Below are 8,691 nucleotides of genomic sequence, written 5' to 3'. Positions count from 1 at the left end.
AGATGTGTATAAGAGACAGCGCTTACTCCATCGTGGTCTTGACCATCGCCAGTTCCGGGTGGCTGACCAGTTTGTCGATGTGCAAATCCGGGTCGTCAAACCAGACTTCGGTCAACACCCGGTAATGTTCCATATCACGGCAGCGCATGCGCAGGCTGTAGTCGAACGCACCGCTGATCAGACGACATTCCAGCACCTGCGGACAGGCGCGGACCTTGGCCTCGAAGGCCTTTTGCGCCGCGCGTCCGCTCTGGTTCGACAACGCCACCAGCACCAGCAACGACAAGCCCGGCGTCAGCTTCTTCTCATCGAGAATCGCACCATAACCGCGAATGACCCCGAGCTGTTCCAGCTTGCGCACCCGTTCCAGACACGGCCTGGGGGTCAGGTGTACGCGCTCGGACAGCTTTTGATAGGTGATGCGCCCTTCGTGGCGCAACACTTCAATGATTGCCTGATCGATACGATCAAGCACGATCGACAGATCGCGGATATCCGCCATGTACGCCTTGCCTCACTTCAAACGACCCGATAGAAATTGCTGCAAACGTTCACTGTTTGGCCGGTCGAGTATCGTAGCATCACCCAGCTCTTCGACCCGGCCCTGATGCAAAAACAACACCTGGCTGGAGACCTGCCGGGCAAAGCCCATTTCGTGGGTCACCATCAACATGGTCCGGCCCTCTTCGGCCAGTGCCTGAATGACCTTCAGGACTTCACCCACCAGTTCCGGGTCGAGCGCCGAGGTTGGCTCGTCGAACAACAGGATTTCCGGTTCCACCGCCAGGGCACGGGCAATCGCCACCCGCTGTTGCTGCCCGCCGGACAGAAACGCCGGGTACTGATCGGCCACCCGTTGCGGCAGGCCGACTTTGTCCAGATACGCCCGAGCGCTCTCTTCGGCGGCCTTGCGACTCATGCCCAGGACTCGACACGGCGCCAGCACGATGTTCTCCAGTACGGTCAGGTGGCTCCACAGATTAAAATGCTGGAACACCATCGCCAGTCGCGTGCGCAAGCGCTGCAACTGCTTCGGATTGGCAACGCGCATGCCGCCGACGCCCTGGCGGGTGAGGACTCGCTCGCCATCCAGAGCAATGGCGCCTTCGTCCGCCCGTTCCAGAAAGTTGATGCAGCGCAGCATGGTGCTTTTGCCCGATCCGCTGGCGCCGATCATGCTCACCACGTCCCCTGCCCTCGCGTTTAACGAGACGCCCTTGAGGACTTCGTTGTCACCAAAACGTTTATACAGATTTTCAACCGTGAGTTTGTACATGCGAATACTCCTGAAGCGGCACACTTATCGGCGCCGCTCTGGATAAAGAATGGAAGTCAGTGGGTCGGGCCCAGAAAGCTCAGCCAGCGTTTCTCAGCCAGGCGGAACGCACCGACCAGCCCGAACGACAGCACGAGGTACAGCAGGCCGGCGATACCGAAAGCCTGAAACGTCATGAAAGTCGCGGCGTTGGCATCCCGGGCGATTTTCAGGATGTCCGGGATGGTTGCGGTGAACGCCACCGAAGTCGCGTGCAACATAAGGATCACTTCGTTGCTGTAGTACGGCAGCGCGCGGCGCAGCGCCGAAGGCAGGATCAATTGCAGATACAGGCGCCAGCCACTGAGGCCATAGGCATGGGCCGCTTCGATTTCACCGTAGGGAATGCTGCGGATCGCTCCGGCGAAAATTTCCACAGTGTAGGCACAGGTGTTGAGCGTGAACGCCAGCAAGGTGCAATTCATGGCGTCGCGGAAAAACGCTTCGAGCAATGGCTGCGAACGGACCACCGCAATGCCGTAGATCCCGCTGTAGCAAATCAGCAACTGGATATACAACGGCGTGCCGCGAAAGATGTAGGTGAACAGCTGAACCGGCCAACGCAAGACGCCCCAGCGCGAGACGCGCATGATCGCCAGGGGCAATGACAGGAAAAACCCCATGGCAATACTCGCCACCAGCAGCCACAGGGTCATCGCCAACCCGGTGAGGGTCTCACCATCGCTGAACAGAAAGGGTTTCCAGTATTCGGCAATCAACTCGATCATCGCGCCATCCCCCGTACACCCTGGTTGTAGCGCCGTTCCAGCACACGCAAAACGTAGTTCGAAGCGCTGGTGATCAGCAGGTAAAGCGCTGCGGCCAGCAGCAGGAAATCAAGCATATTGAACGTACTTTTGCCGGCCTCTTGCGCGACTTTGACCAGGTCCGACAAACCGATGATCGATACCAGCGCTGTGGCCTTGAGCAGCACCAGCCAGTTGTTGCCAAGACTCGGCAAGGCAAAACGCATCATTTGCGGGAACACCACGAAACGAAAGCGCTGCCAACGGCTCAGGCCAAAGCACGCCGCGGCTTCCTGTTGACCGCGCGGCACACTCAGAATCGCCCCGCGAAAGGTCTCGGTGAAATACGCCCCGTAGATAAAACCAAGGGTGATGATGCCGGCCACGAATGGGTCGATTTCCATGTAGGGCCAGCCCATGGCCTCGGTCAGGGCGCTGAGCCAGCCTTGCAGGCTGTAGAAAATCAGCAGCATCAACACCAGATCGGGCACGCCACGGATCAGTGTCGTGTAAAAGGTCGCCGGGAGATTCAACAGTTTCAGCGGCGACAGTTTGGCCGCCGCGCCGAGCAGCCCCAGCGCCATGCTCACCAAAAGTGCGAGCGCCGACAGTTTGAGGGTGACCCAGGTGCCGTGCAGCAACAAAGGGCCATAGCCTTGCAGGGCCGAAAGATCGAGCCCCAGAATATTCAGGAAGGAGTTCACGCCAGTCACCTGTCTTGATGCGCCCCGATCGCTGCGATACAACGACTGGGGCACGAGGATCAGTTGTTGTAGAGGTCCAGATCACCGAAGTGTTTCTGCTGGATCTGCGCGTAGATGCCCTTGTCGTGCAGGGCCTTGATGGCGGCGTTGAGCATGCCTTTGAGTTCTTCGTTGTCCTTGCGCACACCAATGGCGATTTCCGACGGCACCAACGGGTCGCTGATGCCTTCGCTGTTTTGGAATTCCGCCCCTTGTGGCGAGGTCAGGAAACTCATCTGCGCTTGCAGCTTGTCCTGGATCGACGCATCGAGACGGCCAAATACCAGGTCGGCATAGACCTGATCCTGATTCTGATAGGCCCGCAGCTTCACCCCGCCTGGCCCCAGTTTGGCCTTGGCGTAGGTTTCCTGAATCGTGCCCTGCATGTAACCGATGGTTTTTCCGCGCAGCGATTCGGCGGTAGGCAGCAGTCCGGAGTCTTTGCGGGTGACGATGGCGGTCGGTCCTGCGTACAGGCGATCGGTGAAGTCGATCTGTTTTTTGCGCGCGTCGGTAACGGTCATCGAAGATTCGATGGCATCGAACTTACCGGCCTTGAGCCCCGGAATCAGCCCGTCGAAATCATTGCTGACCCACACGCAGGTCAGCTTCAGCTCGGCACATATTGCATTGCCCAGGTCCACGCCGAAGCCCTGAACCCCGCCATCGGCCGTGGTGGATTCAAAGGGTGGGTAGCTTGGGTTGACGCCAAATCGCAGCTCCTTCCATTCCTTGGCACTGGCGCCCGTGGTGCAGCAAAGCAACGCGAGTGCCGGCAAAGTCAGCCATTTGATGTTCATTTTCTAGAGTCCCGGATTATTTGGATTTATAGCGATCCGGCGCTTGCGTCGGACCACACTTTTTTGACAGGGGCAGAGAGTCGATGCGGTCTTCACCGCAGCCGTTTTTGTTGTTGTTTTCGACTGGAAGGTGCCAGTCGTCGGAGTTGCACTCCATCTCGGACAGCGATCAACAAGCGCTTGAAATGGACCGTCAGAATGCCAATTGCCGGGAGGGTGCTGGTGTCGTAACCCCACGTTCAAACAGCGTGCCTGTGCTGAACGAAGGGCTTTCACAGCCGATTCTGTCGCCCACTGTGTCCCCACATAAAAGGGAGCGGCGCAAGACATGTGCTTGTCTTTGAGGCCTTCTTTACCTGCATGACGATGCTTCGTGAAGTACATCGCGCCTGAGCCGTGCGAGCGAGATGCGAGCGGTCACTGTCACCCGGCCGATTCCGCTGTGCGCTCTGTGTTTTTCGACTTGTCTCGCTGTGTCCAGGGTCAGTATTGGCCGAAATCTTCTCTCCATTGCCTCGACAATAGGTCCGTTGCAAACACATGGACCGCCTCCTGAGTCTCAGCCGCCAAAGCGAAAGGCAGTCCGGACCGGCACACCATAAAAGCCCAAAGGAACCCAATATGACCCGTTACATTGACGTCAATGATCTGAGCCGTCTCGTCCAGGAAAAAGGTTTGCCTCGTTGCCTGATCGAAATGGCCGAGTACATCCGTCAAGACTACGTACGCTGGCCGGATTTCGAAAAGTGCGCGCGACTGGCGAACCACTCCCCCGAGGGCGTCATCGAGCTTATGCCTGTGTCTGATACCTCGCTCTACGCCTTCAAGTATGTCAACGGGCATCCGAAGAACACGCACAATGGCATGCTGACGGTCATGGCGTTTGGTGCACTGGGAGACGTCGATACCGGCAAGCCTGTCTTGCTGAGTGAAATGACCCTGACTACCGCCATTCGCACCGCTGCCACTTCTGCACTCGCCGCCCGTTACCTCGCCCGACCGGACAGTCGCCGAATGGCACTTATCGGCAACGGTTCACAGAGCGAATTCCAGGCCCTGGCATTTCATACACTGCTAGGCATTACTGAAATCAGCCTCTACGACATCGATCCTGCCGCGACGGCGAAGCTGGTAGCCAACCTGCGTGCCTACCCCGCCATACAGGTGAGCGTTGCAAAAACCGTCGCGGAAGCCGTACGTGGGGCCGATATCGTGACCACGGTCACGGCCGACAAGGCCTACGCAACGATTTTGACGCCTGAGATGATCGAGCCCGGGATGCACCTCAACGCAGTGGGCGGCGACTGCCCCGGCAAGACCGAACTGCACCGAGACATCGTGGAGCGTGCGCGAGTCATGGTTGAGTACGAACCACAAAGCCGCATTGAAGGCGAAATTCAGCAGATGCCCGCCGACTCACCGGTGATCGAATTCTGGAAAGTCATCAATGGTCAGACCCAAGGTCGCCAGCATGCCGAGGAAGTCACCTTGTTCGACTCGGTCGGCTTCGCCATCGAAGACTACTCCGCCTTGCGCTATGTGCTGGATGTTGCAAGAGCGCTCAACGTTGGCAGCGACATCCAGCTGGTGCCGGAGCTGCAGGATCCCAAGAACCTGTTCTCGTTGCTGCAACCTTCAGCAACTGACGATGTAAGGCTTCGGGCTTAACTGCACTCGACACTTCAAAGCGTTTACCTGGCGGCCCCTTCGGCTGCCAGGCGGAACCTTGAACAACCCCTCGGTCGTTTGAGCCATTTTTACAGCGCCATCCGCTGCGCCAGCGGCCTGGATCCACATAAACAAACGACGCCTTTGCATAAAAATTCCATGGCTGCTCGCCCCATGCCTGATGGACCTGGCTGATGCCAAATCCACGCCAGCATGCGGGCTTTCCTCATCCACTATGGAAGACTCGATATGCCACGTTTCATGCTCAGCACGCTGACGCTCGCCCTGGCCTTGACGGCAATGATGCCGGTAGTCAATGCCGCCCCTTTACTCGATCCCACACCTGCACACGCTCGCGTCGACAATCAATCAGGCCAGGCCAATACCTGGCTGGAGATTGATCAGGCTGCCTTCGAAGGAAACATCACCAGGCTTCAGCAACGGCTGGCGGGTAAAAGCCAGATGTGTGCCGTGATGAAAGCCGACGCTTATGGAAATGGCATAGGTTTACTGATCCCTTCCGCCATCCGGATGGGCATCACCTGTATCGGCGTGGCGAGCAATGAGGAGGCGCGTGTTGCACGGGAAAAAGGCTTCAAGGGACGCCTGATGCGTTTGCGCAGCGCTACCGTTGATGAAGTCGAGAATGCACTGCGCTACAACATCGAAGAACTGGTAGGCAATCTGGAGGTTGCACGCCAGCTCAATGCACTGGCCACCCGCAAGGGCGTGAAGCTGCCGGTCCACCTGGCGCTGAATTCGGCGGGCATGAGCCGCAACGGTCTGGAAATGAGCACGGCTGAAGGACAACAACAGGCGGTGGATCTGACCCGGCTGGATCATCTGAATATCGTCGGAATCATGACCCACTTCCCAGTCGAGGAACGTGAAGATGTGCTGCAGGGCCTGGCGAAATTCAAGGAGCAGTCCGGCTGGTTGATCGAGCACGCCAAACTGGACCGCAGCCGGATCACCCTGCACTGCGCCAATACCTTCACCACCCTTGAGGTGCCGGAAGGTTGGCTGGACATGGTTCGCCCAGGGGCAGCACTTTATGGCTACCCGGTGGGTGGGCATAACGAATTCCAACGGGTGATGCAGTTCAAATCATGGGTCGCGGCGGTCAATGCCTACCCGGCGGGCAGTACGATCAGCTACGACCGCACCTTTACCCTGAGCAAAGACTCGTTGATCGCCAACATCCCGGCCGGCTACTCCGATGGTTATCGAAGAGCGTTTTCCAACAAAGCTTCAGTTCTGATCCGCGGCCAACGCGCGCCGGTGATCGGCAAGGTCACCATGAACACGCTGATGGTCGACGTCAGTGGTATCAAGGGCGTGCAGGCGGGAGATGAGGTCGTTCTCTACGGCAAGCAAGGTGATGAAGAGATTACCCAGACGGAGCTTGAGACCATCAACGGCGCATTGCTGGCGGACCTGTACACGATCTGGGGCAACTCCAATCCGAAAGTCTTGAAGTCCAAATAAGGGAAGCCTGATACCAGTCACTTAACGAACGCAGGACATCTGTAGGAGCCGAGCTTGCTCGCGATGGACGTTAACGATAACGCGTGTTTTCTGAATACACGCGCCGCCTTGAGTCCATCGCGAGCAAGCTCGGCTCCTACACAGACCTCATCGATACAGTCCCGATCAGTTTTGCTCAAAGTGATCTTTCAGGTACTCAGCCGCCTCATCCGACGCTTGCTTGACATGCTTTGTCATCAACGCAACCGCCGCCTCCACATCTTTAGCCCGATACGCCGCAAGGATCGCGCGGTGCTCGTCCTGGCTATCAATCCCTGCTGAGCGCAGCTGCATGTAGATATGTGTATAACGCTGCGCGACGGTGTGCGCACGGATGATCATGTTTTCCAGGTGCTTCATTCGCGCAGGAGCATATAGCGCCGTATGAAGCGAGAGGTTCCATTGGCTGCTCAAGATCGGATCGTGAACTTTCTCGAACTCATCGATGATGCGTTCGACAGCATCAAGTTGCTCGGGTGTCGAAAGCGGTACCGAATGGCGCACAGCCAGTGGCTCCAGAACCGCCCGCAACTCAAAGCACTCATTCATTTCATGCCGGGAGGGCTGCGTCACCATAAAGCCACGGTTTGGCAGGAATTGGACCAGTCCCTGCCCTTCAAGCTCGCGCAGCGCTTCGCGAACCGGCACCTTGCTAGTGTTGAGTTCGGTAGCGATCAGGTCCTGACGCAGAGGTTCGCTACCGGAGAGCGCGCCGGTGACGATGGCTTCTCTGATAACGGCCGCAACAAATTGCGGTGCGGACACGCGTGCCAGCGGGATCAGTCCTGCAATGTATTTCAGTGGTGATTGGTTAGACATATGACACTAAGTGGCCAGGGGCGATTTAAAGGCGTGTCTGGGTTTGGCAGATACGAGGAACAACTACATCACTGTGGACAACCGTATACGATTATACGAAAACGGACAAGGACGGCATCCTCGGCCTGCCCTCTCGAACTTCAGTCCAATCCCTCGCCCCATCCATCTGAAATACAAGTCTCATTCATCGTTTTGTTGTTGTCGCTGGCGGATCTATAATCGTATACTTTCTACAGTAGGACGGAATGAAAACACCCTGGTTTGCCGTTTGCGATCAGGTCCTCGTCCCTCTTGCGCCATCTGCAACCACATCAGGACAACCACCGTGATCAACATAAAAAATGTTTCCAAGTGGTACGGTAACTTTCAGGTACTGAGCGACTGCTCTACCGCAATAAAAAAGAGCGAAGTCGTCGTAGTGTGCGGCCCTTCCGGCTCTGGCAAATCAACGCTGATCAAAACGGTCAATGCGCTGGAGCCCTTCCAGAAAGGCGAAATTGTCGTCGACGGTATCAGCCTCTCGGACCCGAAAACCAACCTGCCCAAGCTACGCAGCCGGGTCGGCATGGTGTTTCAACACTTCGAGTTGTTTCCGCACCTGTCCGTGACGCAAAACCTGACGCTCGCCCAGATGAAGGTGCTGGGCCGTGGCCAGGACGAGGCGCTCAAACGTGGACTGAAAATGCTCGATCGTGTTGGCCTGAGTGCCCACAAGGACAAGTTCCCAGGGCAGCTCTCAGGTGGTCAGCAGCAGCGTGTGGCAATTGCTCGTGCATTATCCATGGACCCGATCGTCATGCTGTTTGACGAACCTACCTCCGCCCTGGACCCGGAAATGGTCGGAGAGGTTCTAGACGTCATGATCAAGCTCGCAAACGAGGGCATGACCATGATGTGCGTCACCCACGAAATGGGCTTTGCCAGGAAGGTCAGTGACCGTGTGATTTTCATGGACGCGGGAAAAATCATTGAAGACTGTAAAAAAGAAGAGTTCTTCGGCTCTCCCGAAGCACGCTCCCCTCGTGCCAAGGACTTCCTGTCAAAGATCCTGCAACATTGATCACGCGGAGTCG

At 57.2% G+C, this 8,691-nt stretch carries 9 protein-coding genes; 3 read left to right on the top strand and 6 right to left on the bottom strand.

Features of this window, described 5'->3' with window-relative positions; all coding sequences use genetic code 11:
- Window positions 1-22: 22 nt before the first annotated feature.
- The 5 genes from KGB20_RS21805 to KGB20_RS21785 are packed head-to-tail and all read right to left on the bottom strand — an operon-like array spanning window position 23 to window position 3,604.
- Window positions 23-502 carry an Lrp/AsnC family transcriptional regulator gene (locus tag KGB20_RS21805; protein WP_007974731.1) on the bottom strand — a complete coding sequence of 160 codons (480 nt, stop codon included), beginning with the start codon at window positions 500-502 and terminating at the stop codon, window positions 23-25.
- Window positions 503-514: 12 nt separating this feature from the next.
- Complete coding sequence (locus tag KGB20_RS21800; protein WP_154909058.1) at window positions 515-1,276, bottom strand: ABC transporter ATP-binding protein; 762 nt, start codon at window positions 1,274-1,276, stop codon at window positions 515-517.
- Between the two features lie 56 nt (window positions 1,277-1,332).
- A complete protein-coding gene (locus KGB20_RS21795; RefSeq protein ID WP_154909057.1) occupies window positions 1,333-2,043 on the bottom strand; it encodes an ABC transporter permease in 711 nt (236 codons plus the stop codon).
- Window positions 2,040-2,765 (bottom strand): ABC transporter permease, encoded by a 726-nt coding sequence (locus KGB20_RS21790; RefSeq protein ID WP_102669631.1) that lies wholly within the window; start codon window positions 2,763-2,765, stop codon window positions 2,040-2,042. The genes KGB20_RS21795 and KGB20_RS21790 overlap by 4 nt, the downstream gene beginning before the upstream one ends.
- Window positions 2,766-2,824: 59 nt before the next feature.
- Window positions 2,825-3,604: a transporter substrate-binding domain-containing protein gene (locus KGB20_RS21785; protein WP_154909056.1), complete on the bottom strand. Its 780-nt coding sequence runs from the start codon at window positions 3,602-3,604 to the stop codon at window positions 2,825-2,827.
- Window positions 3,605-4,225: 621 nt separating this feature from the next.
- Between KGB20_RS21785 and KGB20_RS21780 the strand changes: the two genes are divergently transcribed.
- Both KGB20_RS21780 and alr read left to right on the top strand, forming a co-directional pair.
- Window positions 4,226-5,272, top strand: a complete 1,047-nt coding sequence (locus KGB20_RS21780; protein ID WP_154909055.1) for an ornithine cyclodeaminase — start codon at window positions 4,226-4,228, stop codon at window positions 5,270-5,272.
- 249 nt (window positions 5,273-5,521) lie between these two features.
- Window positions 5,522-6,760: an alanine racemase gene (gene alr / locus KGB20_RS21775; RefSeq protein ID WP_223508479.1), complete on the top strand. Its 1,239-nt coding sequence runs from the start codon at window positions 5,522-5,524 to the stop codon at window positions 6,758-6,760.
- A gap of 165 nt (window positions 6,761-6,925) precedes the next feature.
- Here the strand turns inward: alr and KGB20_RS21770 are convergent, their stop codons facing one another.
- Entirely contained in the window at window positions 6,926-7,618 is a 693-nt protein-coding gene (locus KGB20_RS21770; protein WP_154909053.1) for a GntR family transcriptional regulator, read from the bottom strand.
- A gap of 325 nt (window positions 7,619-7,943) precedes the next feature.
- Between KGB20_RS21770 and KGB20_RS21765 the strand changes: the two genes are divergently transcribed.
- Window positions 7,944-8,678 (top strand): amino acid ABC transporter ATP-binding protein, encoded by a 735-nt coding sequence (locus tag KGB20_RS21765; RefSeq protein ID WP_150813079.1) that lies wholly within the window; start codon window positions 7,944-7,946, stop codon window positions 8,676-8,678.
- Window positions 8,679-8,691 lie beyond the last annotated feature (13 nt).

Source organism: Pseudomonas sp. BF-R-30 (genome assembly GCF_019956175.1).
In the GTDB taxonomy this organism is placed as follows: domain Bacteria; phylum Pseudomonadota; class Gammaproteobacteria; order Pseudomonadales; family Pseudomonadaceae; genus Aquipseudomonas; species Aquipseudomonas jessenii.
This window is presented reverse-complemented; position numbering and strand designations above follow the sequence as displayed.

Coding starts and splice junctions, on each gene's coding strand:
- KGB20_RS21770 (WP_154909053.1), bottom strand. CDS start 7,618: ATGTCTAACCAATCACCACTGAAATACATTGCAGGACTGATCCCGCTG.
- KGB20_RS21780 (WP_154909055.1), top strand. CDS start 4,226: ATGACCCGTTACATTGACGTCAATGATCTGAGCCGTCTCGTCCAGGAA.
- KGB20_RS21800 (WP_154909058.1), bottom strand. CDS start 1,276: ATGTACAAACTCACGGTTGAAAATCTGTATAAACGTTTTGGTGACAAC.
- KGB20_RS21805 (WP_007974731.1), bottom strand. CDS start 502: ATGGCGGATATCCGCGATCTGTCGATCGTGCTTGATCGTATCGATCAG.
- KGB20_RS21785 (WP_154909056.1), bottom strand. CDS start 3,604: ATGAACATCAAATGGCTGACTTTGCCGGCACTCGCGTTGCTTTGCTGC.
- alr (WP_223508479.1), top strand. CDS start 5,522: ATGCCACGTTTCATGCTCAGCACGCTGACGCTCGCCCTGGCCTTGACG.
- KGB20_RS21795 (WP_154909057.1), bottom strand. CDS start 2,043: ATGATCGAGTTGATTGCCGAATACTGGAAACCCTTTCTGTTCAGCGAT.